Here is a 25,712-nt window from a genome sequence, read left to right on the forward strand (position 1 = left end):
AACGCTTTTCCCCACCGCCCCCGTCGCCCCGAACATGGTGCCCGAACCCCAGATCCGATGCATGAGGCCCGAAACAGCGCCGCATCCCGGGTTCGGATTCTTCTTCGACGCCTAACGCGTCGTTGCCCCACCGACAGGGGACCGCTGTCGTTCGGAACCGATAACTGACTGCCACGCACGCCTACACGACATGCAACTCCCAACACAACAGGTCGCGGTGCTCGACGCAGCGAGCACCGACGACCCCCAACGCATCGAGGCCCTCGCGGCGGACACCGACTACCCGCCGGAGACGATCGCCGGCGCGGCCCTCGCCCTCGAAGCCGAGGGCTTGGTCGCCGTCACCGAGACCACCACGACGACGGTCTCGCTCACCGACGAAGGCCACGCCTACGCCACGGACGGACTCCCGGAGGTCCGCCTCTACCGGGCCGCCCTCGACGCGGGTGCCGACGACACTCCCGTCGAGATGGGCCACGTCATCGGCGCTGCCGGACTCGACGGCGCTCAAGTCGACATCGCGTTGTCGAACTACGCCCGGAAGGGATACGGCACCATCGATTCGGGCGCACTCGCCGCTGACCCCGACGCAAACCCCGACGACGATCCCGAAGCGAACGCCCTCGCCACGCTCGCCGCCGGCGACACCCTCGCCGACGACGCCGTCCTCGATCAGCTCGCCAGCCGTGATCTCGTGACCGTCAGCGAGCGCACGGTGCGCTCAGTGACGCTCACCGAGGCCGGCGTCACGGAACTGATGGCCGGCGTCGAAGCCACCGACGAGGTCGGCGCACTCACCCCCGAGTTGCTCGCGTCCGGCGAGTGGGCGGACGTCGAGTTCGCGGACTACAACGTCGCCGCCGACGCCGCCGCCCACACACCCGGGAAGCCCCACGTCCTCCGGCAGGCCGCCGAACGCGTCACTGACGTCCTCGTCGGGATGGGGTTCCAGGAGATGGACGGCCCCCACGTCGACGCCGACTTCTACATCAACGACTGCCTGTTCATGCCACAGGACCACCCCGCCCGGAACCACTGGGACCGGTTCGCGCTCTCGAACCCCGCGCGGATCGACGAACTGCCCGACGCCCTCGTCGAGCGCGTCGAACGCGCGCACCGCGAGGGAGCCGGTGACGACGGCGACGGCTACCACTCGCCGTGGGACGAGGACTTCGCGCGTGCGCTCGCGCTCCGCGGACACACGACGAGTCTCACCGCCCGCCACCTCGCCGGCCTCGCGGACGCGGACGTCGAGGCCCCCGCCCGCTACTTCAGCGTCGAAAAGGCCTACCGCAACGACACTCTCGACGCCACCCACCTCCTGGAGTTCTTCCAGATCGAAGGCTGGGTGCTGGCCGACGACCTCTCGGTGCGGGACCTCATGGGGACGTTCCGGGAGTTCTACAGCCAGTTCGGCATCCACGACCTCCAGTTCAAGCCCACGTACAACCCCTACACGGAGCCCAGCTTCGAACTGTTCGGCCGCCACCCCGAGACCGGGGAGCTCATCGAGATCGGGAACTCCGGCATCTTCCGCCCGGAGATGCTCGACCCGCTGGACGTCGACGGCGACGTGATGGCGTGGGGGTTGGCCCTCGAACGCCTGCTCATGCTGATGACCGGCTTCGAGGACATCCGGGACGTCCACGGGACGCTGTGTGACGTTGGGTTCCTGCGGAACGCGGAGGTGGTGTACTGATGCCCGTCGTCGACATCGACCCCGACGAACTCCGCCGGCTCACCGGCCACCGCAGCAAGGACGACGACGAGCTCCGCCAGGACCTCTTCGGGCTCGGCATCGAATACGAGGGCGAAACCGAGGACGGCGAGTTCAAACTCGAGTTCGAAGCCGACCGCCTCGACCGCCTCTCCGTCGAGGGCATCGCGCGCAGTCTGCGCTACCACGCCGGCGACGACCGCGGGGTCGACATCCCGGACACCAACGCCCCGGAGTGGGCGATCGACGTCACCGACGTCCCCGCGGATCGCCCGTACGTCACCGGCGCCGTGATCCGGGGCGTCGACCTCGACGCGGACGCCCTGGACTCGCTCATCCAGCTCCAGGAGAAACTGCACGCCACGATGGGCCGCAAGCGAGCGAAGGGCGCCATCGGCATCCACGACCTCGCGATGCTCAAAGGCGACACCGTCGACGGCGACGGCACCGCCGCACGCTCGCTCACGTACACGGGCATCGACCCCGACGGCGACACGTTCGTCCCGCTCGACGACGACGCCGAACGCACGCCCGCCGACGTGCTCACCGAACACCCCACCGGCGAGACGTACGCCGACCTCCTGGCCGACCACGACACCTACCCAGCGATCTACGACGACATCGGGCTGTTCAGCTTCCCGCCGGTCATCAACGGCCGCCGCACCGAGGTCACCACCGACTCCCGGGAGCTGTTCGTCGAACTCACCGGCACCGACCAGTGGACCATCGACCGGATGTGCGCCATCATCTGTTACGCGCTGGACGCCCGTGGGGCGACCATCGAGGACGTCACCGTCGACTACCCCGACCGCGAGCTCCACCGCCCCGACTTCGCGGTCCGCACCAAACACGTCAGCCACGACCGGATCGAGACGCTGCTCGGCGTCGAGTTCACCACCGAGGCGGTCGTCGATCTCGCCGAACGCGCCGGCCTCGACGCCACCCCGACCGACGACGGCTACGACGTCGAAATCCCGCCCTACCGCGTCGACGTCCGCCACCCCGTCGACGTCGTCGACGACCTCGGGCGCGCGTACGACTTCAACGACCTCACGCCCCGCTATCCCGACGTCAACACCATCGGCGGCCGCACCGAATCCTCGCGCCTCGAACGCTCGGTGCGACAGGCGCTCGTCGGGCTCGGGTTCGAGGACCTCCTGAACTTCAACATGACCAGCGAGGCCGAGAACTTCGACCGCATGCGGCTGACCCCCGACCACGACGCGGTCGGCGCGGCCCAGCCGGCCACCATCGCCGAACCCTACAGCCAGGACTTCACGATCCTTCGCACGTGGGCGCTGCCCTCGCTGGCGATGGTTCTGGAGACGAACACCCACCACGCGTATCCGCAGGACCTCGCCGAAGTCGGGTTCGCCGCCCACGCCGACGGCGACACCCAGACCGGGGTCGCCGAACGCCGCACCGTCGCCGCCGTGCTGGCCCGCAACGACGCCTCCTACGAGGACGCCAAGGCCCGCCTCCAGGCGCTTTGCGACGAGTTCGCGGTCGCCCTCGAAACGCCGCCCACCACCCATCCGTCGTTCATCGACGGGCGCGCCGCCACCATCGAGATCGACGGCCAGCCGGCCGGCGTCATCGGTGAACTCCACCCCGGCGTCATCGTCGAACACGACGTCGAAGTGCCGGTCGCCGGCTTCGAGTTCGAACTCGACGCGCTCCGTTAGCTACAGGTCCGCACCGACGGCGTCCTCGACGCTGTCGAACCCGTCGCGTTCGAGCAACGACACCAACCCCTCGTTGATCCGTTTTGCAACCCACGGCCCCTCGTACACCAACGCCGTGTACAACTGCACCACGCTTGCGCCCGCGCGGATCTTCTCGTAGGCGTCCTCGGCCGTCGCGACGCCCCCAACGCCCACGACCGGCTGGTCGGTGCGCTCCGCGACGAACCGCACCTGCTCGGTCGCGCGCTCACGGATCGGCGCTCCGGACAGCCCGCCCTGCTCGCCGGCGTGTGGGTGGCTCAACGATTCCGGGCGCTCGGTCGTCGTGTTCGTCGCAACGATCCCGTCGAGATCGAGGTCGTTGGCCAACTCGACGGCGTCAGCCACCGCGTCCTGGTGGAGGTCCGGGGACAGCTTCACCAACAACGGGCTGGCACCAGCGTCCTGCAAGGCCTCCAAGATCGCCGCCAGCTGGTCGCGGCCCTGCAACTCCCGGAGACCGGGGGTGTTCGGGCTGGAGACGTTCACGACGACGTAGTCGACGGCGTCGCCGACACGGCTGAACGTGTACGTGTAGTCGTCGGGGGCGTCCGCCAGCGGCGTGGTCTTGGATTTCCCGATGTTCACGCCCACCGGAACGTCGGGCAGTGGCTCGGCGTCCAACCGCGCCCCTACGGTGTCCGCGCCCTCGTTGTTGAACCCCATTCGGTTCACCAGCGCGTTGTCATCCGGCAGGCGAAACAGCCGTGGCCGGTCGTTCCCCGGCTGTCGCTCGGCGGTCACCGCGCCCACCTCGATATGCCCGAACCCCAGCCCGGCAAGCGCGCGCGGTATCTCGGCGTTCTTATCGAAGCCGGCGGCCATGCCCACGGGGTTCGGGAACGTCTGCCCGAAGGCATCGACCGACAGTCGCGGATCGGTGACGGTGAACTGTTTCGCGTACGCACGGTGTGCGCCCACGCGTTGTGCAACCCGGAGGGCACTCGTGGTTATCTCGTGTGTGGTCTCCGGTGGGAGTCCGAACAGTGCGGATTTTAGCAGTCCATACATTGGGGGCGTTCTCACCGTCGTCTGCGTCGGCGACTTGGTTGAATGCTTCGCCTCCCGTGTCTCCGGGTGGGGCTGGCCGACGCCCGTCGATCCTGTTGCGTTGTGGCCACGCATCCCCCCGCCGCGTGCCGATCATTCCGGCCTGCTTATAAGCGAACGCCAAGAATCGCCGACATATTTATCCTCCGGCCTTGTGTTTGCATCCCACGAAGAAACCATGGTACGTGAGGACGGCAAGCGGAACTTCGCACTCCGCACCGACGACGGGACCGAGCCCAGTGTCTTCAGTGGAAACACGCCGCGACAGGCAGCACTCAAAGCGGCGCGTCGCCTCGACGATGTCGGTGAGTCGGAGTCCGAGGCCGACCGCAACCGAATCGAACTCCGGGAGAAGGGGACCGACAAGATCCACATCTACGAAGCGTGGGCGTGGGAGGAAACCGCTCCCGACGACAAACCCGACTGGATGCCGGGCGACATCACCAAGGCAAACGTCTCCAAGCAGGGCATCGACCACCGCGAGACGTAGCTCCGGCGAAACTGCTTACAACGCCCCAACCCAACACGCACCCGCGTGGGTACCACTCGGCCCGACCGAACGCACTCGCGCGGGATGACCGGCCGACCTCCGCCTACGCAATACGCTGTGGCGTGTGTCCCTGGTGTGGGCCGCCATCACGAAGCGCTGCTGGTTCGACGGTGTTTTATGTACCCCACCACTCGGATGAGATGCGAACGACGTGAGGTGGCTCGGTGCACCCGACGCCACTGATTGACGCCCCCTCGTCCCGTTCGGACGGAACCCGACTGGGTTCAGTCCGATGCCCTTAAGTACAACAGGGTACTTCGGTGGAATGCGAACGACAATGGGGCCGCCCGGTTACACGGGTGGCCGACGCATGACTCCGCCGATCGGTTCGGCGTTCGGCCGAACTCGATTCGATGCCCTTAAGTAATAACGGGTGTTCTGATGAGATGCGAACGACAATGAGGCTATCCGGTTCGTCCGGGTGGCTGATGCATCTCTTCGACGCTCTCCATGGTGTCGGTCTCACTCTCAGTGAGTGTGATCCGATGCCCTTAAGTAATAACGGGCGTTACGAGGAATTGCGAACGACAATGTGGCTGCCTGGTTCTCCCAGGTGGTTAACGCGTGTTCCTCGCCGCCCTGGTGGGCAAACGTCACGCTCGATTCGAGCGTGATTCGATGCCCTTAAGTAATAACGGGGCGTTCGGGGAAATGCGAACGTCGTCTTGGACTGATCGGAGTCCGATGGGTTTATGACCCGTCGAACTCTACGATCTGGTCCGAAGGAATGAGGATTCCACACCTGCGGTCCGCCGTAAAGATGGAATCTGATGTTAGCCTTGATGGTTTGGTGACATCCAACTGGCCACGACGATACGTCGTGTGCTAAGGGACACATTACGTGTCCCCGCCAAACCAAGACTTGATAGTCTTGGTCGCTGGGAACCATCCCAGCAAATTCCGGTTGATCCTGCCGGAGGCCATTGCTATCGGAGTCCGATTTAGCCATGCTAGTTGTGCGGGTTTAGACCCGCAGCGGAAAGCTCAGTAACACGTGGCCAAGCTACCCTGTGGACGGGAATACTCTCGGGAAACTGAGGCTAATCCCCGATAACGCTTTGCTCCTGGAAGGGGCAAAGCCGGAAACGCTCCGGCGCCACAGGATGCGGCTGCGGTCGATTAGGTAGACGGTGGGGTAACGGCCCACCGTGCCCATAATCGGTACGGGTTGTGAGAGCAAGAGCCCGGAGACGGAATCTGAGACAAGATTCCGGGCCCTACGGGGCGCAGCAGGCGCGAAACCTTTACACTGTACGAAAGTGCGATAAGGGGACTCCGAGTGTGAAGGCATAGAGCCTTCACTTTTGTACACCGTAAGGTGGTGCACGAATAAGGACTGGGCAAGACCGGTGCCAGCCGCCGCGGTAATACCGGCAGTCCGAGTGATGGCCGATCTTATTGGGCCTAAAGCGTCCGTAGCTGGCTGAACAAGTCCGTTGGGAAATCTGTCCGCTTAACGGGCAGGCGTCCAGCGGAAACTGTTCAGCTTGGGACCGGAAGACCTGAGGGGTACGTCTGGGGTAGGAGTGAAATCCTGTAATCCTGGACGGACCGCCGGTGGCGAAAGCGCCTCAGGAGAACGGATCCGACAGTGAGGGACGAAAGCTAGGGTCTCGAACCGGATTAGATACCCGGGTAGTCCTAGCTGTAAACGATGTCCGCTAGGTGTGGCGCAGGCTACGAGCCTGCGCTGTGCCGTAGGGAAGCCGAGAAGCGGACCGCCTGGGAAGTACGTCTGCAAGGATGAAACTTAAAGGAATTGGCGGGGGAGCACTACAACCGGAGGAGCCTGCGGTTTAATTGGACTCAACGCCGGACATCTCACCAGCCCCGACAGTAGTAATGACGGTCAGGTTGATGACCTTACCCGAGGCTACTGAGAGGAGGTGCATGGCCGCCGTCAGCTCGTACCGTGAGGCGTCCTGTTAAGTCAGGCAACGAGCGAGACCCGCACTCCTAATTGCCAGCAGTACCCTTTGGGTAGCTGGGTACATTAGGTGGACTGCCGCTGCCAAAGCGGAGGAAGGAACGGGCAACGGTAGGTCAGTATGCCCCGAATGGGCTGGGCAACACGCGGGCTACAATGGTCGAGACAATGGGAAGCCACTCCGAGAGGAGGCGCTAATCTCCTAAACTCGATCGTAGTTCGGATTGAGGGCTGAAACTCGCCCTCATGAAGCTGGATTCGGTAGTAATCGCGTGTCAGCAGCGCGCGGTGAATACGTCCCTGCTCCTTGCACACACCGCCCGTCAAATCACCCGAGTGGGGTTCGGATGAGGCCGGCATGCGCTGGTCAAATCTGGGCTCCGCAAGGGGGATTAAGTCGTAACAAGGTAGCCGTAGGGGAATCTGCGGCTGGATCACCTCCTAACGTCCGAGACTGGAGCGACGCTCCAGCTCACCGAACGACGCCGTCGTGCCCAGTTGGGCACTTACAAACCATCAAGGCTAACATACCCTCCCAATCGGGAGGTGGGCCCATAGCTCAGTGGTAGAGTGCCTCCTTTGCAAGGAGGATGCCCTGGGTTCGAATCCCAGTGGGTCCATCCCGTTCGGGGTTCATCTTGGATCGTGTCCCTTAAGTGGGAGACGGGGCAACGATGAATCGCGACGAAGACTGATGCACCACTCCGCGAAAGTGCGAGTGGGAAGGGTCGATGCACGCTCCCTGTTCACCTAGGGACGTGCGATGACGGCCGTGTGTAAGTGCAATCCAGGCGCTCACTGGACTCGACCACCGTGGTCGAGTACCGACTGTTAGTCACATCCGTGACTTAACAGCGCTCACCCATTGTGTGGTGAGCATTCATCGTCGTTGGCTGTTTACAGCCAACATCTCGACCACTTCGTGTGGTTGAGTACCATATTCGTCGACTGCTTTGCAGTCGACAACCAACGTGGCTACTGTGCCACCTGGTGGATAGCTCGGCTCGGATGCCGACGAAGGACGTGCCAAGCTGCGATAAGCCTGAGGGAGCCGCACGGAGGCTAAGAACTCAGGATCTCCTAATGGGAATCCCTATAACAATTGCCTTGCGCAATGGGGAACGGCCGGAATTGAAGCATCTCAGTACGGCCAGGAAGAGAAATCGAATGAGACGCCGTTAGTAATGGCGAATGAACGCGGCACAGTCCAAACCGAAGCCTTCGGGCAATGTGGTGTTCGGACTGACTTTCATCGTTTGACCGTTCGTGTGAAGTCTCCTGAAACGGAGCGCGATACAGGGTGACAGCCCCGTATCACGGACCAGTACGACGTGCGTCAGCTCCAGAGTAGCGGGGGTTGGAAATCCCTCGTGAATGTGGCAGGCATCGACTGCCAAGACTAAGTACTCTCCGAGACCGATAGTGAACAAGTAGTGTGAACGAACGCTGAAAAGCACCCCACAAAGGGGGGTGAAATAGGGCTTGAAATCAGGTGGCGATGGAGCGACGGGGCATAAAAGGCCTCTCTGGGAACGACTTGAGTGCAAACTCATGGTAGGACCTGAGAGGAGCCGATGTTCCGTCGTACGTTTTGAAAAACGAGCCAGGGAGTGTGCCTGTTTGACGAGTCTAACCGGAGTATCCGGGAAGGCGTAGGGAAACCAATATGGCCGCAGCATTGCGAGGGCCACCGTGTTCAAGCGCGGGGAGTCAAACGGGCACGACCCGAAACCCGGTGATCTACGCGTGGGCAAGGTGAAGCATGGCGAAAGCCATGTGGAGGCCTGTTAGGGTTGGTGTCTTTCAACACCCTCCCGTGACCTACGTGTAGGGGTGAAAGGCCCATCGAACCGGGCAACAGCTGGTTCCAACCGAAACATGTCGAAGCATGACCTCTGCCGAGGTAGTTCGTGGGGTAGAGCGACCGATTGGGGAGTTCAACTCCGAGAGGAGTTGTCTCCCCTGTCAAACTCCAAACCTACGGACGCCGTCGACGCAGGGAATCCGGTGTGCGGGGTAAGCCTGTGCACCGTGAGGGAGACAACCCAGAGTTAGGTTAAGGTCCCAAAGTGCGAGCTAAGTGCGATTGAAGGTGGTCTCGAGCCCTAGACAGCCGGGAGGTGAGCTTAGAAGCAGCTACCCTCTAAGAAAAGCGTAACAGCTTACCGGCCGAGGTTCGAGGCGCCCAAAATGATCGGGGCTCAAGTTCGCCACCGAGACCTAACGGCACGGGTAACACCGTGATCCAGTAGGTTGGCATTCTGTTCGGGTGGAAGCTCGGGTGAGAACTCGAGTGGACCGAGTGGAAAAGAAAATCCTGGCCATAGTAGCAGCGTTAGTCGGGTAAGAATCCCGATGGCCGAAAGAGCAAGGGTTCCTCGGCAATGCTTATCAGCCGAGGGTTAGCCGATCCTAAGGCCCGTCGTAATTCGAGCGGGTCAAAAGGGAAACTGGTTAATATTCCAGTGCCACCGTACATTGAAAGTCGACGCCTCGGAGCAGCTTGAGCCGGGCATTCGCCCGGTCGAACCGTCGAAGTTCGTGGAAGCCGTAATGGCAGGAAGCGAACGAACGTCGGAACAGGGAAACTCAAGTCAATCTGGGGCCCGTGAAAAGGCGAGTACGGTGTTCGTACCGAGATCCGACACAGGTGCTCTGGCAGAGGAAGCCAAGGCCTGTCGGGAATAACCGACGTTAGGGAATTCGGCAAGTTAGTCCCGTAAGTTCGCGATAAGGGATGCCTGCCTCGCAATGAGGCAGGTCGCAGTGACTCGGAGGCTCCGACTGTCTAATAACAACATAGGTGACCGCAAATCCGCAAGGACGCGTACGGTCACTGAATCCTGCCCAGTGCGGGTATCTGAACACCCAGTACAATGGGGCGAAGGACCCGTTAACGGCGGGGGTAACTATGACCCTCTTAAGGTAGCGTAGTACCTTGCCGCTTCAGTAGCGGCTTGCATGAATGGATCAACGAGAGCCTCACTGTCCCAACGTTGGGCCCGGTGAACTGTACGTTCCAGTGCGGAGTCTGGAGACCCCCAAGGGGAAGCGAAGACCCTATAGAGCTTTACTGCAGGCTGTCGCTGGGACACGGTCGCTGATGTGCAGAGTAGGTAGGAGACGTTACACAGGTACGTGCGCTAGCACGCCACCGAGTCACACATGAAACACTACCCGTCAGTGACTGTGACCCTCACTCCGGGAGGAGGACACCGGTAGCCGGGCAGTTTGACTGGGGCGGTACGCGCTTGAAAAGATATCGAGCGCGCCCTAAGCCTATCTCAGCCGAGTCAGAGACTCGGCGAAGAGTGCAAGAGCATAAGATAGGCTGACAGTGTCCTACACAACGAGGGACGCTGACGCGAAAGCGTGGTCTAGCGAACCAATTAGGCTGCTTGATGCGGCCAATTGCTGACAGAAAAGCTACCTTAGGGATAACAGAGTCGTCACTCGCAAGAGCACATATCGACCGAGTGGCTTGCTACCTCGATGTCGGTTCCCTCCATCCTGCCCGTGCAGAAGCGGGCAAGGGTGAGGTTGTTCGCCTATTAAAGGAGGTCGTGAGCTGGGTTTAGACCGTCGTGAGACAGGTCGGCTGCTATCTATTGGGGGTGTTTTGGTGCTTGACAGGAACGTTCGTATAGTACGAGAGGAACTACGAACGGGTGCCACTGGTGTATCGGTTGTCCGAGAGGGCATGTGCCGAGCAGCTACGCACCACGGGGTAAGAGCTGAATGCATCTAAGCTCGAAACCCACCTGGAAAAGAAGCACCACTGAGACCGCTCGTAGAAGACGAGTTCGATAGACTTGGGGTGTACGCGTCGAGGCAACGAGACGTTTAGCCCGCGAGCACTAACAGGTCAATGCCACACACTCATGCACTCACCACATACGTGGTCGAGTCCAGGCGTTTACTGGATTGCACTTACATACGGACGTCCGCCGACGTCGGCGTACAACGGTTCGATTCCGTTGGTCGGTATTAAGGCGGCCATAGCGGTGGGGTTACTCCCGTACCCATCCCGAACACGGAAGATAAGCCCGCCTGCGTTCCGGTCAGTACTGGAGTGCGCGAGCCTCTGGGAAATCCGGTTCGCCGCCTACTATTCATACTCTCGTTCATGCTTCGAACAGCAGCGGTGCTGTTCGGGGCTTTTTGCAGTTTTGACTGGAGACCGCTACGTTTATTGGCGGGACACCGGTACGTAGTCGTGTGCCAAGGTGGCAGAGTTCGGCCTAACGCGGCGGCCTGCAGAGCCGCTCATCGCCGGTTCAAATCCGGCCCTTGGCTTTTCAGCAGCGAGCGACGGTTCGAGTGGCAACACAGTCGGCAGTGGTCGTGGCGCGGTGAATCGGGTGGCTATACCCGGGGTGTTCGGCCCGCGCGTGGGGTGGCTCGTTGTGGCCGCGGAAAGTAACGATTATACGCACCCCTCCCAAGGGTTCGAGTATGCAACGACGTGCTGCGGTGGTATCCGTCGCGATTTTCCTTGTGTTTGCGGTGGGGTCGTACACGTTACTTGGGGCGGCAGAGCAGCCGTCCGTGTCGCTGGATGATCCGGAGTACAGCATCACGCAGGGCGAGCAGCGCGTGATGTCGGGGACCGAGTATACGTTCTCGGAGGTGTCCGCGCAGTCCGCGACAGCGACGTGGGAGAACGAATCGGCGCGATACACGGCGACGTGGAGTGCAAACGATTCGGTGGCGGTGTCCGGGCAGAACTATACGGTGCGTGTGACGAACGCGTCCGTGGGGGCGTTCGAGCTGCGGGAGGTGCAGTCGGTCGATCGGCCGACCGTCGAGCGCAACGGGACCACGTACGTGATCGTGCCCGAGGGGGAGACGCAGACGCTCGTGCCCCGCGAGGAGTATCTCCCCGAGCAGGACGTCTTGGCGTTCAGCGTCGGTGACGCGGTCACCTACGATGGCAACGACAACGAGACCGCGGTGGCGTCGGTGTCGGAGTCAGCGGTGACCGTCGAGTGGTTCGCGCCGCGGACGAACGAGCTGGAGTTCGGCAGTGGCGAGACCACTGACGTGCAGGACACCGAGTATACGGCGTACATCGAGTCGGGGTCCAGCGGCGAGCCTGTGCTTGAGTTGACGACCGATCACGAGGATTACGCGAGCGATGTGGAGGCACAGGAGTATTTCGCCGAGCGCATGGACGGACTGCGTGGGGTTACGATCTTCTCCGGCGCGGCCGCGGTGTTGCTGGTCATGTTCTCGTTCCTCCCGTCGCGGTACTGAGGGCGGCGATCCGTCAGGGTTAACCTAATCGGTGGTGACTGGGTCGGTATGAACGGCGCTGCAGACACGCTAGATGTTCTGGGAGTTAGTGTCGGGGCGTTCGTTGCGCTGGTCGGCGCAGCGACGCTTGTCGGGATGCCGTGGCAGTACGGTCCCGGTGGTGCGGTGACAGCGTTCCAGATCAGTGGGGCCGTCGCCGCGATCGCAGTTGGTGTGGGTGTGGCGTGGCTGACGCGCGCGAACTGAGTCGGTCACGGAGAACAGCGGTCGAACGGGCCGAGAGGGATTTGAACCCTCGACCGTCTGGTTAAAAGCCAGACGCTCTGCCGGGCTGAGCTATCGGCCCACGAGTACACGTGAGGGCGTGGTGCGGTTAAACGTTTACCATCTGTGGCGGATCAGCGGTCGGGGTCGGCGGCGTCCGCCCGGTGACCGGAGAGCCGTTCCCAGATCTCCGTGCAGCCAGCGCCGTCCTCGACGTCGTCGAGGTGCGCGCGTTCTTCGCTGGCGTCGTGTTGACCGTCGGTCATGTCTGCGGGGTATGCGTGGCCGCAAGTTAAGGCTATGCTCGGCGTTCTTAGTGGTTGTCAGACCGGACAGGTGTTGTCCCGTTCGGGGGCACGTGCGGTGAACCCTGCGTCACGAAGGGCGTCCGCGAACGCCGCACAGTCGTCGCCGTGGTTCACGAGCACGGTGGCGTCCCGGTAGTCGTCGAGGAAGGCGCGCAGGCCGGCGTGGTCGGCGTGCGCGGAGAAGTCGTACTGTTCGACCTGTGCGCTCACGGGCAGCACTCGGCCGTCGATCTCCGCGCGCCCCGAGTCGATGAGCGACCGCCCCGGGGTGCCGGCGACCTGATAGCCGGTCATCGCGATCTTGTTGACGGGGTTCGATCGGATCTCGGGGATGTACGTCATCGCGGGACCGCCAGAGAGCATGCCGCTGGTCGTGACGATCGCAGCTTGCTGGTCGGCGATGCGTTTGCGTTGTCCGTCCCGGCCCGTCACGAACCTGGCGTGGGACTTCGCGCGCCGGAGCGCATCGCCGTCACGGACGAACCCGGGGTATTGGAGGAGCATCTCGGTGACTCGTTTCCCCATCCCGTCGACGTAACAGGGGATGTCGTGGGCGTCACAGACGAGCAGCAGCTCCTGGGTGCGTCCGATGGCGAACGCCGGGACGACGACCGTGCCCCCCTCCCACAGCGTCGTCTTGACGCTCTCCGCGAACCGCGCCTCGACGCTGTCCCGGTCGTCGTGGGTCACGTCGCTGTACGTGCTTTCACAGACGACCACGTCGGCCTCGGGGCGTGCGGTCGTCCCCGAGACGAGGCGTTGATCGGTCGTGTGGAAATCCCCCGTGTAGAGCAGCCGGGTGTCGCCGTCGTCAACGAGGACGTGCGCGCTGCCCGGAACGTGGCCCGCGTTGTAGAACGTGACTTCGTAGCCTGCGGCGTCGAAGGGGACGCCGTACCCGTGGGTGCGGGAGACCTCCGTGACGCGCTTGATGTCGTTCTCGATGAACGGACAGTGGTACGTTCCGCCGTGGAGCTTCAGGGTGTCGCGCGCGAGTGTGAGCGCGAGCTCGTACGTCGGTGGCGTCCAATGGATCGGGGGCCTGTGCGTGCCGGAGAGCAGTGCGGGGATCGTGCCGACGTGGTCGAGGTGGCCGTGGCTCGCCACGACGGCGTCCGGCGTGGGCGTCGACACCGGGAACTGGGGTGGCGTGTCGGCCTTCGTCCCGAAGTCAAGCAGGAGGGACTCGTCGACGAGCAGGGCACTCCGGCCGACTTCGCGTGCGCCGCCGAGGAACCGAAGGTCCATCGTGGGAGTGTACTGCCGGGCGCTGCTTGGGTGCGTCGGTGGGTCGAAGTGTGGTTCGCGCTTCAACACTCGGTATCCGCCGCGGGGCCAAGGGTTAGGGTGGCTCGTCCCCAATTACACGTTGATGTCCGACCTTGACTTCGGTGACGTCGACTGGAACGTACAGTACATCGACGGTGAGTACGTCCCGCCGGGAGATCGGGGGACGCTCGAAGTCGATGACCCATCGACACGCGAGCTGTTCACTGAGATCCCAGCCGGGACGACTGACGACGTCGACGCCGCCTACGAGGCCGCCGCGGACGCACAGACGGAGTGGGCTGACACGCCGCCCCAGGAGCGTGCGCGCATCGTTGCGGCGGCGAGCGAGATCCTCGCATCCCATCGCGACGAGGTCGTCGACCTGCTGGCGACGGAGTCCGGAACCACGTACACGAAGGGCGCGGCCGAATTCGAGGCGTCGGTCGGGATCACCGACGAGGCGGCGTCGTTCCCGACGCGGATGAACGGCGACCACAAGCAGTCCGTGGTTGAGGGCAAGGAGAACATCGTGGTGCGTGAGCCCCAGGGCGTTGTGGGGATCATCTCGCCGTGGAACTTCCCGCTGAACCTCTCGATCCGCGCGGTCGCGCCGGCGGTTGCGGCCGGCAACAGCGTCGTGCTCAAGCCGGCGTCGAACACGCCGGTGACCGGCGGCCTGCTCATCGCGAAGGTGTTCGAGGCTGCGGGGCTGCCCGAGGGCGTGTTCAACGTCGTCACGGGGAAGGGCAGCGAGATCGGTGACCGGATCGCCGGTCACCCCCACGCCGACGTGATCTCGTTCACTGGGTCGACCGCGATCGGCCGCCAGGTCGCTGCGACAGCCGGCGAGAACCTCGCGCTACCGGCGATGGAGCTCGGTGGGAACAACGTCCACATCGTCACGGAGGACGCGGACCTCGACGACGCCGTGGACAGCGGGGTTTTCGGATCGTTCCTGCACTCCGGGCAGATCTGCATCTCGATCAACCGCCACGTCGTCCACGAGGACGTCTACGACGAGTACGTCGAGCGCCTCACGGAGCGTGCGGCCGCGTTGCCGACCGGGACGGCCCACGACGCCGACACGGTCGTTGGCCCGATCATCGACGAGAGCCAGCGCGATCAGATCCTGGACTACATCGAGCGGACCGTCGACGCGGGCGCGACGCTCGAGACCGGCGGGGACCACGACGGTCTCGTCGTCGAGCCGACCGTGCTCTCGGACGCCACCAACGACATGGCGGCGGCGTGCAACGAGCACTTCGGGCCGGTCGCGCCGGTGATCCCGTTCTCCGATGACGACGAAGCCGTGGAGATCGCAAACAGCACCGAGTACGGGCTTTCGGGCAGCGTGCACGCGGGCGACACCGGTCGGGCGCGTGACATCGCCGACCGCATCGACACCGGCATGATCCACATCAACGATCAGCCCGTCAACCAGGAGCCCCACCTTCCCTTCGGCGGGTACAAGAACTCCGGGCTCGGCCGGTACAACGGCGAGTACGTCCTCAACGAGTTCACCCAGGAGAAGTGGGTGAGCATTCAGCGCGAGACCCGCGACTACCCGTTCTAAGCTGATCCGACGGGTGTCGTGGTGTCGTTTGCGCCGCCGCGGCGCGACACGACCGGTGCGTTTCACCGGCCGCTTCTCGGGGTGATCCCCCGGCAGTGTGTCTGAACCCCGTTAGCGTCGCTCCTGGGCGGCTTCGACGGGTTTTTGAATCACGCCGGACTGGTTGCACGCATGGCTACGTTCCAGGTCGCCGTCGCCGACCCCGAGTCGGGACGCACCTACCAATTCGAGGTTGACGGACAGGACGCGAACCGATTCATCGGTCGCGAGATCGGCGCTGCGGTTGATGGCGGTGCCGTCGGCCTCGACGGGTACACCGTCGAAATCACGGGCGGCAGCGACGACGCCGGCCGGCCGATGCGGGAGGACGTCGACGGCAGCGACCTCATGGAAGTCCTGCTGGAGGGGGGCGCTGGATTCAACCCCGACGAGGACGGCGAGCGCAAGCGCGTCACCGTCCGCGGGAAGGAGGTCTCGGAGGCTGTCGCGCAGCTCAACGTCGCGATCGACGAACACGGCGAGGAGCCTGTCGCGGAGCTGCTGGGCGCTGACGGCGACGACGAGTAACAACGCCACGCTTTTTCGCGGTCATCGTGTATCCTGGCGCGTGAGCGACTACGACGCCTATCTTGCGGGCGACCGCACCGACCACGTCGCGCTGTATCTCGCGGAGTCGTACGTGTCCGACGCTGAGACGCTGGCCGACCGCGCCGACGCCGAGCGCGTCGCCGACATCCGGGGCGCCCAGTCGGACACGCCGGGCGTCGTGCTCGTCGTCGACGGGGAGTCCGGCCGCAGCGTCTTCGAGACGCTGACCGGCATGCAGGCCATGGAGTTCGGATCGACAGCGATGCAGACGCCCGGTGACGTCGACGCCGCGCTCGTCGACGGGCGCTGTCCGAACGCCGTCGACGGGCCGGGTGAGGACCACACCGTTCAGTTCGTGTTCTCGTTCGTGGAGGCCCAGAACGAGGAGGTGGGTGGGCTCTACGCCGACGGCGACGTGATCCACGCGTACGCCTACTGTTCGTGTGGGACGGCGTACTCGGACAAGTGGCTCGCGGGAGCCCACGACCAGTAGGTCCGCATGGCCGCTGTTGTCGCCGTTGGAAGCGCGGTGCTCGATCGCGTGTACGGGCTGTCGAACCTCCCGGCTCCCGACGGCGGCGCGTTCGTCCGTGACTACACCGAGCGCGCGGGCGGTGTCGCTGCCAACGTCGCGTGCGCGCTTGCCGCCCTCGATCACGACGCCGCGGTGGTGTCCCGGGTCGGCCGCGACGACGCCGGGGATCGGGTGCGCGCGTCGCTGGCCGAGTGGGGCGTCGACGCCACCCGGGTTCGGCGCGGCGACGACGCCACGTCGTACGCGCTCGTGCTTCGTGGCCCGGAGGGCAATCGCATGATCGTCGCCGGTGGGGGCGCTGTCCCGGGGGTGGCGCTCACGAGCAGCGATCGGGACGCGCTCCGGGCGGCCGACTGCGTGTTCACGAGCGCGTACGCGCCCGACAGCGTGGTCCGCGACCTCGTGGCGCTGCGCCGCAGTGGGGCGGTGTCGGCGCTGGCGTTCGACCTCGCGGGGCCACGCGCCGAGCTCGACGGCCGCGGGGCGGCAGCCGACACCGTTGCCGCCGCTGCGGCGACGGCTGATCTGTTCGTTGCGAACGCGGGCGCCGCCGACTCCCATGTGGGCGTTGGCCCGGAGCGCGCGGCCAGTGAGTTCGCCGCCATGGGGGCGTCCCGGGTCGCTGTCACCGACGGGAGCGACGGGGCGTTTCTCGCGACGCCCGCGACCACCGTTCACGCGCCGGCCCGTGCCGTCGACGTGACCGACACGACCGGCGCCGGGGACGCGTTCACCGCGGCGCTGGTTCACGCGTGGGTCCTCGGCGACGCCGGCGTTCGTGACGCGGGCCGGATCGCCGCGGCAGCCGCCGCGCAGAACTGCACCCGCGAGGGTGCGCGCGGTGGGCTGGCGTGCCCCAGCGACCTCCCGGATTAGCGGGCTGCGTCCACGAGCGCCCGGACGCGGTCGCCGTCGACGGGCGCGGTCGTCTCGCCGTTCTCCTTGAGCGCGGTGCCGACGATCGCGCCGTCCGCGAGGTCCAGCGTGGCGCCAACCGTCTCCTTGGTGACGCCGCTGCCGACGAAGACGGGGGCGTCGGCGTCCAGGCGGTCCCGCGCGTCGACGACCGCTTGGAGGTGGTCGTGGTCGGTGGCGTGGCCGGTGCCCGCGCCGCTGGCGATCACGCCGTCGGCGTGGCCGCGCTCCAGCAGCTCGGCGACACCCTCGCTCAGCGGGCGCTCGGCCAGCGCCGCGGAGTGTTTCACGTCGATGTCGGCGAGCATCGAGACCTCGGCGGCGTCCAGGCGGTCCCGGAGACGGACTGTTTCGGCGGCCTGGCCGTCCACGACGCCTTGATCGGTGAGTCGCGCGCCGGTGTGGACGTTCACGCGCACGAAGTCGGCGTCCGCGGCGGCAGCGATCGAAACCGCCGCTTCGGCGTCGTTGCGCAGCACGTTCACGCCGACCGGAATCTCGGCCTCTCGGGTGATGTCACGGACGAGCGCCGCCATCGACGCCACGACGTGCTTCGGCACGTCGTCGGCGTAAAAGGGTGCGTCCCCGAAGTTCTCCACGAGGAGGGCGTCGACACCACCCGCTTCGAGGCGGCTGGCGTCCCGGAGCGCGGCGTCACGGATGGCTGGGCGGTTGCCGTCGTCGTACCCGGGCGCGCCCGGCAGGGGGGAGAGGTGTACCATCCCCACGACGGGGGTGTCGGCGTCGAAGTCCAGACTCATGTCTGAGCGGACGGCGGCGGCGCCGAAAAACGCCCCGACAGCTACTCGGCGTCGGCCGGCTCGTCGGGGAGCGCGCGGAACGCGTCGAGGATGACCTGCTTTGCGGTCGTGCCCTGGCTCGTCCAGTGGGCCGCGTAGTCAAGCATGTCGTCGTAGATGTCGGGCTTGCAGCCCGCGGCCTTCGGGTGGCCGCCGCCGTTCACCTGCCCGGCGACCTCGTGGGCGCGCTCGAACGTCTCCGTGCCGCGGATGCTCGCGCTCCCGGAGGGTTTGACGACGACGGCGGCGTCAGCGCCCTGCTCGCGGAGCGCCTCGGCGACCTCGTTCTGCGAACACCGGCCGTACGTGACGCCGACGGTCCACTCGTCGATCTGCTTCATCGACGCGCGGTCGACCGCGCGCTCGATGAGTTCGTGTTTCTCCACGCGGCGCTGCTCGATGTACGCCAGCACGTCGTCGGGGAAGTCCGCGCCGTACTCCTGGATGGTGTCCATGTACTCGTCGGTGTCCGCCCAGTAGGAGTAGTCAGCGAGGTCGTCGCTGCGGTCGTCGTCTTTCAGCCAGAGGTCGTGATCGCGGGTGACTTCGGCGAGCTCGCGGAAGCGCTCGGGGATGTCGGCGTCGAGGCTGCGAACCGTGACGTCGGCGGTGCATTCCTCCTCGGAGTCGCCGACCACGAGGTCGACGCCCGCGTCCCGGACGGCGGCCGCCGTCTCAGCGGTCCACTGGTGGTGGTCGAACCACCGCAGCTCGCTTGCGTGCTCGGTGGCGTCCGCGAGCTCGGTTTCGACGTACTCGAAGCGGTCGGGGCAGACGTCGCAGACGAACAGCCGGCAGTCCTCGTTGCCGTACTCGACGGCACGCCGCAGTCCGTCCTCGATCTCGTGGGGGCCGGCGGGGATGAGCGCGGCGTCGCCGTAGACCTCCCGCAGGATGGCGGCGCACGCCAGGCCGTCGGCGTCGGGGTCCGCGACCACGATCACGTCGGCGCCCTCGACGCGCTCGCGGACCGCGTCGTCTTTCCGTGCCTCGTGGATGTCGTCGGGCACGAAAAACCCGCGTCCGGGGAGCAGGCTCTTGCGTTCCAGGGACAGGTCCTCGTCGTCGATGACCCAGTCTTCCATACACCAGCCTGGGGTGCGCTGGTGAAGAACCCCGCGGTTAGGGCGCGCTGTGGCGGCGATTACGCGGTCGTCTGCTCGGCGTCGGTGTCCGCCAGCTGCCGAACGGTCAACACCGGGACCGGGCAGGTGCGAACGACGCGCTCGGCCACGCTCCCGATGAGAAACCGGTTCTCGCCGTGCCGGCCCCGGGTGCCGGTTGCGACCGCGTCGGCGTCCACATCGCGGGCGTACTGGCTGATCTCCGCGGGCGGCCGCCCCGCGCGGACGGCGGTCGTCACGGACACGTCGGCGCGGTCGGCAACCGCGCTGACGGCGTCCTTGCCGCGCTCTTCGAGGGCGTCCCGCATGTCCGTTCTGACCTCGTCGGGGGCCGACTCCACGTCGCTCGCCTCCAGCACGTAGAGCGCGTGGACGGCGGCGTCGAACCGCGCCGCCACGTCCAGGGCCACGTCGACAGCGCGCCCGACGCTCTCCGAGCCGTCGGTCGCGATGACAACCGTGTCTATCATGGCCGTGTGTTTCCCGCGGGGCATCTTAAACCCTCACGCGGAGCGCTTTAGTACCCCGACGGCGCACGCTCACGTATGCCCCTCACCGTCGACACCGTGCTCGCCCCCGTTGATGGCACGGACGCCTCGGTTACAGCCGCCGAGTACGCTGTTACGGTCGCCGACCGGTACGACGCCGACGCTCACGCGTTGTACGTGCTCGGGGAGACGGTGACCCGCGCCATCGGAACCGGTGACGTCGCCGAAGACGACGTGGCTGCGGGCACGAACACGTTCCTCAACGAGATCGCAGCCCTCGCCCCGGACGGCGTCGCCGTCGACTCCTCGATCGCGTACGGCTTTTCGACCTCGCGCAAGCGCCAACACCCCGGCAGCGTGATCCTCGACGCGGCCGCAGACATCGACGCCGACTTCGTCGTGATCCCCCGCGAGGGGATGCGCGAGGAGACCGGGGACGTCCTAGAGCGGGCCGCCGAGTACGTCCTGTTGTACGCCAGCCAACCCGTGTTGTCCGTCTGAGCCGCCCCGACCGGCTACCCGGTGTCGTCGTTCAGCCGGATCGCCATCTCCATCTCGAAGCTCTCGGCGGACGCCGTCTCGAAGCCGACTTTCTCGTAGAGCGCGACCGCCGGCCGGTTCCAGCGCTCCACGCTCAGCCACACGAGCGCCGCGCCGCTCGCTTGCGCGTGCCCCAGCAGGGCGTTGATGAGCTCGGTTCCGATGCCGGCGCCCTGGTAGGTCTGGTGGACGAAGATCGCCAGCTCGTAGGTCGCGTCGTCGTCCGGGACGAGCGTGGCGTGACCCGCGATCTCCTCGCCGTGCCACGCCACCACGTCGAACCCGTCCTGCTCGAGGAGGCTGGCAACCCACTCCCGGATGCGCGACTCACCGACCGGCGGCACGCCCTGTGCGCGATCCTCCGGGTCGAAGTCGTCGTACATCGCGACGAGCGCGTCGATCTCCGCGTCGGCGTCGCCCGTGAACGCGTCCACGGTGATCTCGCGGCCGTCGCTGTCGGTGATCCGGAGCGGTGGTGTCGGGAACGAGCCGGCGGCGTCCTCCGGGTAGACGCGCTCACCCGGCATCGTCACGCACCAGCTTCACCGAGGTTCGGGAGTTCAACAACACGAACTCGGCGATGTGTCCGAGCTTGATCTTCCCCATCGGGCTCCGCTTCCCGCCGCCCAGCACGATCTGGTCGAAATCCTCCGATTCGGCCACCTCGACCAACGCACTCCCCGGATCGCCGGACAGCTCCCGCACGTCCGTCGGGAGCCCGGCGTCGGCCAGCGCCGCGGTCGCGGCGTCGACGAGCGCGCTTGGATCCCGGTTGCTCTCCGGGTTCGCGACCACACCGACGGTCAGCGAGTCCCCGGTGTCGACGGCCCGGCGCACGCTCTCTTCGAGCGCAACCAGCGAGTCGTCTGCACCCCCAATCCCGACCAGCACTTTCATATCGTGAGTGTCACCATCCCTCATCAAAAACGTTCGGCACTCCGACCGGTCGGTGACGGCGACACGTTTTTGCGCGAACCACAGCAAACCCGGACCAGTATGCCAGATCAGCGGCCGTCACCAGACGAGTGGGACGCCGAACCGGTGGCCGTGCCCGTCGACCACGGCGACGGCGAGTCCGACACCACGGAGCCGCCCGCCGACGTGCGGACCTACGACCGCTTCTCGAAGATGGACGGCGCGCAGTACGACCGCGTCAACGACTTCCTCCGGGAGCGCACGTACATCACCGCCCGCGAGTGGGCGATCGCGCGGCTGTGCGCGGACTTCCGCACGGAGACCGGCGTCGAGATGACGAAGATCGGACGCAACCTCCCGGACCTCGTGTCGTTCATGACCGACACGTACAGCCCGCAGGCGGTCAACCAGGCGCGCGCGTCCTTCGAGGAGAAAGTCGAGCTAGCGGGTGCGACGTTCCTCTACGGGGCGATGTGTGATTTCTTCACCGCGGACGAACTCGACGACCTGATGTACGAGGTGACGGAGGTCGCGAAATTCCTCCTGGAGGTCGAAGGCGTCGACCTCGCGGTCGACGACGAGCTCGCGGCCGAGGAGCGGATCTCGTCGGTGATGCGCGACGTGCGCGCGGCAAGCGATGCGCTCCGCCACGACGGCGTCGAGTGCCCGAACTGCGGGCACACGATCGAGCACGGTGGTTAGTCCCCGTCGGGGAGCAACAGCTCGGGGGCGTCGTGTGCGAACGTGAGGACGCGGCGCTCGTCGAGCGGGCGGACGTGGAGGCGCACGCTGCCCGCCGCCGAGCGCAGGTGTGTCGTGAACGACTCGTGTTCGGGTGGACTGTAGTAGGCGGGCACCAGGACGGCGGTCTCCGTGGCCGCCGCCTCCACGGCGGCGACGAAGAACACCGTGCCGCTGGTGTCCGCGCGGAACACGCGCGTGGTGTCGAAGCCGTCGGCGGCGTCGAATGCGGCCGCCACGGGCTCGAACTCGTTGTCCGGCACCAGCAACTCGATGCCGCCGCGCCCGGCGGCGTCGTCCGTGGGCGCGGAGACGTTGACATCGCCCGGGTGGAGTTCGTGGGCGCTCCAGCCACGATCGCGGTAGTCGTCGGCGATCGCGGCCATGTCGTCCATGAGCGCGTCCCAGCTTGATGGGGGGTCGGCTGCGGCCGACGGGGACGCGCCGGCGTCGCTGGTGTCGTGTGGTGGCATTGGCGGTGGGTCTGCGTGTGAGACGAAACCCCACACGCAAAACGCTTCCGTCTCGGTGTCTGGCGGAAGCTATATGCCTCCGCTTCACACAGTTGGCGGCCAATGAGTGACATCCTCTCTCTCTCGAATCTCCGCACCCAGTTCGACACCGACCGGGGCGCGGTGAAGGCCGTCGACGGGGTCGATCTGGACATCAGTGACGGGGAAACGGTCGGACTGGTCGGGGAGAGCGGCTCCGGGAAGAGCGTCACCGCGCTGTCCGCGATGCAACTCGTCGACGACCCGGGGGACGTTGTCGGCGGCGGGGTCACGATCACCGACCCCGACATCGCCGCCAGGGTGCTCGCGGCCCACGCGGACGCGGCCGCCACCTATCCGTTCGCCGTCGTGTCCGCGTGCCGCGAGCTCGCGGCCGATCTCTGTGGCGACGACGCCGTCGACGCGGCCCCACGCGAGCTCCGCGGGATCGCCGCCGACCTCGAAGCCGACCCCGGCGGCCTCGGTCCACGACTCCACGAGTTCGCCGACCGAATCGACGCCTCCGGCCCCGACGACGACACCAGGGCCATCGGCGACGAGTTGGACGCGGCCGTCCTGGACGCCCTCGATGGCTTCGTGTTTTTCACCGCCGCCACCGTGGACACCGACGATCCCGCCGTCGACGCCTCCGCCGACCCCCTGGACGTGCTCCGCGACCGGCCGGACGGCGCTGCGCACGTCCGACTCACGGATGCGCGCGTCGACCTCACTGCCGCCCCCGAGCGCGCCATGCGGGATCTCCGCGGCGGCGAGATGGGCATGATCTTCCAGGACCCGATGACGTCGCTGAACCCGTCGCTCACCGTCGGCGAACAGGTCGCCGAGAGCCTCCGCCTCCATCGCTACGGCGAACAGCCCACTGACTCGTGGCTGAACGGCCTCCGGGCGGCGATCTCGCGGGGCGACACCGACGAGCAAGTGGTCGCCGACGTCGTCGACGTGCTGGACGCGGTGGGCATCCCGGAGCCGGAGACGCGCCTCGACGAGTACCCCCACGAGTTCTCCGGCGGGATGCGCCAGCGCGTGCTCATCGCCATCGCGCTGGCGTGTCGCCCCCGGCTGCTCATCGCCGACGAACCCACGACCGCCCTCGACGTCACGATTCAGGCCCAGATCCTGGACCGCATCAGCGACCTCCAGGACGAGTTCGGGATGTCCGTGCTGTTCATCACCCACGACCTCGGCGTCGTCGCCGAGACGTGTGATCGCGTGGCCGTGATGTACGCCGGCGAGATCGTCGAAGAGGGGCCCGTCGAGGAGATCTTCCACAACCCAAGCCACCCCTACACGTACGCGCTCTTGGAGTCGATTCCCCGCGACGACGCCGACCGCCTCCACCCCATCGAGGGGAACGTCCCGGACCTCATCGACCTGCCCTCGGGGTGTCACTTCGAGGCGCGGTGTCCGTGGGCCAGCGACGCCTGCGTCGGCGACGACATCCCGTACATGGAACACGGGCCCGACGACGTATCCCACCGGTCGAAATGCGTCGAGGAGTCGTTCGACACCGACGCCTACGGCGTGGACGACGGCGCCGTCACCGCGGCGTCGGCGTCGTTCGACGGGGAGCCGTTGCTGTCCTCGCGGGGGCTCGAAAAACATTTCTCGCGGGCGGACGGCTGGCTGGACTCGGTGCTGGGCGGCGACCAGGAGCCGGTGAAGGCCGTCGACGGGGTCGACCTCGACGTCTACGAGGGCGAAACGCTCGGGCTCGTCGGGGAGTCCGGCTGCGGGAAATCAACCACCGGGCGGTCGATCCTCCGGTTGGTGGAGCCCACCGACGGCAGGGTGGTGTTCGCCGGCGACGACGTCACCGACCTCGGCGACGACGAGCTGCGCGCGACGCGCACGGACATGCAGATGATCTTTCAGGATCCGCTGTCATCGCTTGACCCACGCCAGTCGATCGGGGACACCATTCTCGAACCCCTCCAGATCCATGACCTCCCCGCGAACCCCGGCGCGCAGTCCACCCGGCAGGCGCGCCGCGACCGCGTGATCGATCTCATGGACGCCGTCGGTCTCGACCCGTCACAGTACGACCGGTATCCCCACGAACTCTCCGGGGGGCAGCGCCAGCGCGTCGGGATCGCTCGGGCACTGGCCGTCGACCCGGATTTCATCGTCGCCGACGAACCGGTGTCCGCGCTGGACGTCTCGGTGCAAGCACAGATCCTCAACCTCCTGGAGGACCTCCAAGACGAGTTCGATCTCACGTACCTGTTCATCGCCCACGACCTCTCGGTCGTGCGCCACATCTGCGACCGGATCGCCGTGATGTACCTGGGCAAGATCGTCGAAACGGCGCAGACGGCACAGCTGTTCTCGACCCCGAAACACCCGTACACGAAGTCGCTGCTCTCCTCGATTCCGGACCCGGACCCGCTGGCGACCACCGACGACCGCATCATCCTGGAGGGCGACGTGCCCAGTCCGATCGACCCGCCCTCGGGGTGCCGGTTCCGGACGCGGTGTCCGTCGGTGATCCCGCCCGCGGATCTCGACATCGAGCAGGACGCGTTCCGCGCGGTGATGGACTTCCGGGAGTCCGTCGCCGACCGCGACATCCCACTGGACGCGGTCTGGGCCGACGCCGCGGCGGCCTCGTCGCCCGACGGCGCGGCCGCCGGCGTGCCGTCCGATGGTGGGCGGGCGGCCGACCGCGCGGCGTTCGTGGACGCGCTCTGGGACCGCGAGTTCGATACGGAGCCCAGTGGCGACGCCCGCGAGGTCGTCGCGACCGCGTTCGACGCGCTCGCCAGGGCCGACTGGGACGCCGCCGAGGACGCGCTCGCGGCCACCTTCGAGAGCCCCTGTGAACGCACTGAGCCGGGGCTCTCGGGCGACCAGCAGCCGGTCGCCTGCCATCTCTACGACGACGCGGGCTCGGCGTAACTCGCGGTCCGCTGTCGTCGG

General features: G+C 66.0%; 21 protein-coding genes, 3 tRNA genes and 3 rRNA genes. 17 read left to right on the forward strand and 10 right to left on the reverse strand.

The features are described from left to right. Positions 1-190: 190 nt before the first annotated feature. The gene (gene pheS / locus APQ99_RS04150) at positions 191-1,699 is read left to right on the forward strand and encodes a phenylalanine--tRNA ligase subunit alpha (protein ID WP_136360941.1); all 1,509 of its coding nucleotides are present in this window, start codon (positions 191-193) and stop codon (positions 1,697-1,699) included. Further along, entirely contained in the window at positions 1,699-3,402 is a 1,704-nt protein-coding gene (gene pheT, locus APQ99_RS04155; protein WP_136360942.1) for a phenylalanine--tRNA ligase subunit beta, read from the forward strand. The genes pheS and pheT overlap by 1 nt, the downstream gene beginning before the upstream one ends. On the opposite strand, the gene APQ99_RS04160 is transcribed toward pheT, so the two are convergent. Further along, positions 3,403-4,452 carry a quinone-dependent dihydroorotate dehydrogenase gene (locus APQ99_RS04160; protein WP_136360943.1) on the reverse strand — a complete coding sequence of 350 codons (1,050 nt, stop codon included), beginning with the start codon at positions 4,450-4,452 and terminating at the stop codon, positions 3,403-3,405. A 217-nt stretch (positions 4,453-4,669) separates the two neighbouring features. Between APQ99_RS04160 and APQ99_RS04165 the strand changes: the two genes are divergently transcribed. The 8 genes from APQ99_RS04165 to APQ99_RS04200 all read left to right on the forward strand — a co-directional run bounded on the left by APQ99_RS04165 (position 4,670) and on the right by APQ99_RS04200 (position 12,470). Beyond that, the gene (locus tag APQ99_RS04165) at positions 4,670-4,981 is read left to right on the forward strand and encodes a non-histone chromosomal MC1 family protein (RefSeq protein WP_010903872.1); all 312 of its coding nucleotides are present in this window, start codon (positions 4,670-4,672) and stop codon (positions 4,979-4,981) included. 957 nt (positions 4,982-5,938) lie between these two features. Further along, positions 5,939-7,411 (forward strand): 16S ribosomal RNA (locus tag APQ99_RS04170). A gap of 105 nt (positions 7,412-7,516) precedes the next feature. Then, positions 7,517-7,588: transfer RNA gene (locus APQ99_RS04175), tRNA-Ala, on the forward strand. A gap of 346 nt (positions 7,589-7,934) precedes the next feature. Beyond that, positions 7,935-10,848 (forward strand): 23S ribosomal RNA (locus APQ99_RS04180). 108 nt (positions 10,849-10,956) lie between these two features. Beyond that, positions 10,957-11,078, forward strand: a 5S ribosomal RNA gene (gene rrf / locus APQ99_RS04185). Together the 16S, 23S and 5S rRNA genes with 2 tRNA genes alongside form the textbook arrangement of a ribosomal RNA operon. A 110-nt stretch (positions 11,079-11,188) precedes the next feature. Next, a tRNA-Cys gene (locus APQ99_RS04190) sits at positions 11,189-11,264 on the forward strand. A 159-nt stretch (positions 11,265-11,423) separates the two neighbouring features. Beyond that, positions 11,424-12,224 carry a hypothetical protein gene (locus APQ99_RS04195; RefSeq protein WP_136360944.1) on the forward strand — a complete coding sequence of 267 codons (801 nt, stop codon included), beginning with the start codon at positions 11,424-11,426 and terminating at the stop codon, positions 12,222-12,224. 48 nt (positions 12,225-12,272) lie between these two features. Continuing rightward, positions 12,273-12,470: a hypothetical protein gene (locus APQ99_RS04200; protein WP_010903874.1), complete on the forward strand. Its 198-nt coding sequence runs from the start codon at positions 12,273-12,275 to the stop codon at positions 12,468-12,470. Between the two features lie 26 nt (positions 12,471-12,496). On the opposite strand, the gene APQ99_RS04205 is transcribed toward APQ99_RS04200, so the two are convergent. The 3 genes from APQ99_RS04205 to APQ99_RS04210 all read right to left on the reverse strand — a co-directional run bounded on the left by APQ99_RS04205 (position 12,497) and on the right by APQ99_RS04210 (position 14,044). Further along, positions 12,497-12,570: transfer RNA gene (locus tag APQ99_RS04205), tRNA-Lys, on the reverse strand. Positions 12,571-12,622: 52 nt separating this feature from the next. After that, positions 12,623-12,754 (reverse strand): hypothetical protein, encoded by a 132-nt coding sequence (locus APQ99_RS12925; RefSeq protein ID WP_274546374.1) that lies wholly within the window; start codon positions 12,752-12,754, stop codon positions 12,623-12,625. 57 nt (positions 12,755-12,811) lie between these two features. Beyond that, positions 12,812-14,044: an MBL fold metallo-hydrolase gene (locus APQ99_RS04210; protein WP_136360945.1), complete on the reverse strand. Its 1,233-nt coding sequence runs from the start codon at positions 14,042-14,044 to the stop codon at positions 12,812-12,814. A 124-nt stretch (positions 14,045-14,168) separates the two neighbouring features. Between APQ99_RS04210 and APQ99_RS04215 the strand changes: the two genes are divergently transcribed. The 4 genes from APQ99_RS04215 (at position 14,169) to APQ99_RS04230 (ending at position 17,637) form a co-directional block, all read left to right on the forward strand. Then, positions 14,169-15,638, forward strand: a complete 1,470-nt coding sequence (locus APQ99_RS04215) for an aldehyde dehydrogenase family protein (protein WP_010903877.1) — start codon at positions 14,169-14,171, stop codon at positions 15,636-15,638. A 171-nt stretch (positions 15,639-15,809) separates the two neighbouring features. Then, positions 15,810-16,205 carry a 30S ribosomal protein S6e gene (locus APQ99_RS04220; protein WP_010903878.1) on the forward strand — a complete coding sequence of 132 codons (396 nt, stop codon included), beginning with the start codon at positions 15,810-15,812 and terminating at the stop codon, positions 16,203-16,205. 40 nt (positions 16,206-16,245) lie between these two features. Continuing rightward, positions 16,246-16,719, forward strand: a complete 474-nt coding sequence (locus tag APQ99_RS04225) for a DUF5807 family protein (RefSeq protein ID WP_136360946.1) — start codon at positions 16,246-16,248, stop codon at positions 16,717-16,719. 6 nt (positions 16,720-16,725) lie between these two features. After that, the gene (locus APQ99_RS04230) at positions 16,726-17,637 is read left to right on the forward strand and encodes a carbohydrate kinase family protein (protein ID WP_136360947.1); all 912 of its coding nucleotides are present in this window, start codon (positions 16,726-16,728) and stop codon (positions 17,635-17,637) included. Here the strand turns inward: APQ99_RS04230 and APQ99_RS04235 are convergent. The 3 genes from APQ99_RS04235 to APQ99_RS04245 are packed head-to-tail and all read right to left on the reverse strand — an operon-like array spanning position 17,634 to position 20,070. Beyond that, the gene (locus tag APQ99_RS04235) at positions 17,634-18,437 is read right to left on the reverse strand and encodes a BtpA/SgcQ family protein (protein ID WP_136360948.1); all 804 of its coding nucleotides are present in this window, start codon (positions 18,435-18,437) and stop codon (positions 17,634-17,636) included. The genes APQ99_RS04230 and APQ99_RS04235 overlap by 4 nt on opposite strands. 41 nt (positions 18,438-18,478) lie before the next feature. Then, the gene (locus APQ99_RS04240) at positions 18,479-19,561 is read right to left on the reverse strand and encodes a DHH family phosphoesterase (RefSeq protein WP_010903882.1); all 1,083 of its coding nucleotides are present in this window, start codon (positions 19,559-19,561) and stop codon (positions 18,479-18,481) included. A gap of 59 nt (positions 19,562-19,620) precedes the next feature. After that, entirely contained in the window at positions 19,621-20,070 is a 450-nt protein-coding gene (locus tag APQ99_RS04245; protein ID WP_012289521.1) for a universal stress protein, read from the reverse strand. Positions 20,071-20,145: 75 nt separating this feature from the next. Between APQ99_RS04245 and APQ99_RS04250 the strand changes: the two genes are divergently transcribed. Beyond that, positions 20,146-20,589, forward strand: coding sequence for a universal stress protein (locus APQ99_RS04250; RefSeq protein ID WP_010903884.1), 444 nt, complete (start codon positions 20,146-20,148; stop codon positions 20,587-20,589). 14 nt (positions 20,590-20,603) lie between these two features. Here the strand turns inward: APQ99_RS04250 and APQ99_RS04255 are convergent, their stop codons facing one another. Further along, complete coding sequence (locus APQ99_RS04255) at positions 20,604-21,155, reverse strand: GNAT family N-acetyltransferase (RefSeq protein ID WP_010903885.1); 552 nt, start codon at positions 21,153-21,155, stop codon at positions 20,604-20,606. Then, positions 21,145-21,525 (reverse strand): universal stress protein, encoded by a 381-nt coding sequence (locus APQ99_RS04260; protein ID WP_012289522.1) that lies wholly within the window; start codon positions 21,523-21,525, stop codon positions 21,145-21,147. The genes APQ99_RS04255 and APQ99_RS04260 overlap by 11 nt, the downstream gene beginning before the upstream one ends. Positions 21,526-21,624: 99 nt before the next feature. Between APQ99_RS04260 and APQ99_RS04265 the strand changes: the two genes are divergently transcribed. Continuing rightward, positions 21,625-22,245, forward strand: coding sequence for a DUF5806 family protein (locus APQ99_RS04265; protein WP_010903887.1), 621 nt, complete (start codon positions 21,625-21,627; stop codon positions 22,243-22,245). On the opposite strand, the gene APQ99_RS04270 is transcribed toward APQ99_RS04265, so the two are convergent. Continuing rightward, a complete protein-coding gene (locus tag APQ99_RS04270) occupies positions 22,242-22,757 on the reverse strand; it encodes a DUF7529 family protein (RefSeq protein WP_136360949.1) in 516 nt (171 codons plus the stop codon). The genes APQ99_RS04265 and APQ99_RS04270 overlap by 4 nt on opposite strands. A gap of 102 nt (positions 22,758-22,859) precedes the next feature. Between APQ99_RS04270 and APQ99_RS04275 the strand changes: the two genes are divergently transcribed. Beyond that, complete coding sequence (locus tag APQ99_RS04275; RefSeq protein WP_136360950.1) at positions 22,860-25,691, forward strand: dipeptide ABC transporter ATP-binding protein; 2,832 nt, start codon at positions 22,860-22,862, stop codon at positions 25,689-25,691. Positions 25,692-25,712 lie beyond the last annotated feature (21 nt).

The sequence above is a fragment of the Halobacterium salinarum DSM 3754 genome, assembly GCF_008124605.1.
Classification (GTDB): domain Archaea; phylum Halobacteriota; class Halobacteria; order Halobacteriales; family Halobacteriaceae; genus Halobacterium; species Halobacterium salinarum.

Coding starts and splice junctions, on each gene's coding strand:
- APQ99_RS04160 (WP_136360943.1), bottom strand. CDS start 4,452: ATGTATGGACTGCTAAAATCCGCACTGTTCGGACTCCCACCGGAGACC.
- APQ99_RS04250 (WP_010903884.1), top strand. CDS start 20,146: ATGCCCCTCACCGTCGACACCGTGCTCGCCCCCGTTGATGGCACGGAC.
- pheT (WP_136360942.1), top strand. CDS start 1,699: ATGCCCGTCGTCGACATCGACCCCGACGAACTCCGCCGGCTCACCGGC.
- APQ99_RS04200 (WP_010903874.1), top strand. CDS start 12,273: ATGAACGGCGCTGCAGACACGCTAGATGTTCTGGGAGTTAGTGTCGGG.
- APQ99_RS04230 (WP_136360947.1), top strand. CDS start 16,726: ATGGCCGCTGTTGTCGCCGTTGGAAGCGCGGTGCTCGATCGCGTGTAC.
- APQ99_RS04270 (WP_136360949.1), bottom strand. CDS start 22,757: ATGCCACCACACGACACCAGCGACGCCGGCGCGTCCCCGTCGGCCGCA.
- APQ99_RS04220 (WP_010903878.1), top strand. CDS start 15,810: ATGGCTACGTTCCAGGTCGCCGTCGCCGACCCCGAGTCGGGACGCACC.
- APQ99_RS04235 (WP_136360948.1), bottom strand. CDS start 18,437: ATGAGTCTGGACTTCGACGCCGACACCCCCGTCGTGGGGATGGTACAC.
- APQ99_RS04260 (WP_012289522.1), bottom strand. CDS start 21,525: ATGAAAGTGCTGGTCGGGATTGGGGGTGCAGACGACTCGCTGGTTGCG.
- APQ99_RS04165 (WP_010903872.1), top strand. CDS start 4,670: ATGGTACGTGAGGACGGCAAGCGGAACTTCGCACTCCGCACCGACGAC.
- APQ99_RS04255 (WP_010903885.1), bottom strand. CDS start 21,155: ATGCCGGGTGAGCGCGTCTACCCGGAGGACGCCGCCGGCTCGTTCCCG.
- APQ99_RS04245 (WP_012289521.1), bottom strand. CDS start 20,070: ATGATAGACACGGTTGTCATCGCGACCGACGGCTCGGAGAGCGTCGGG.
- APQ99_RS04265 (WP_010903887.1), top strand. CDS start 21,625: ATGCCAGATCAGCGGCCGTCACCAGACGAGTGGGACGCCGAACCGGTG.
- APQ99_RS04275 (WP_136360950.1), top strand. CDS start 22,860: ATGAGTGACATCCTCTCTCTCTCGAATCTCCGCACCCAGTTCGACACC.
- APQ99_RS04195 (WP_136360944.1), top strand. CDS start 11,424: ATGCAACGACGTGCTGCGGTGGTATCCGTCGCGATTTTCCTTGTGTTT.
- APQ99_RS04210 (WP_136360945.1), bottom strand. CDS start 14,044: ATGGACCTTCGGTTCCTCGGCGGCGCACGCGAAGTCGGCCGGAGTGCC.
- APQ99_RS12925 (WP_274546374.1), bottom strand. CDS start 12,754: ATGACCGACGGTCAACACGACGCCAGCGAAGAACGCGCGCACCTCGAC.
- APQ99_RS04240 (WP_010903882.1), bottom strand. CDS start 19,561: ATGGAAGACTGGGTCATCGACGACGAGGACCTGTCCCTGGAACGCAAG.
- APQ99_RS04215 (WP_010903877.1), top strand. CDS start 14,169: ATGTCCGACCTTGACTTCGGTGACGTCGACTGGAACGTACAGTACATC.
- pheS (WP_136360941.1), top strand. CDS start 191: ATGCAACTCCCAACACAACAGGTCGCGGTGCTCGACGCAGCGAGCACC.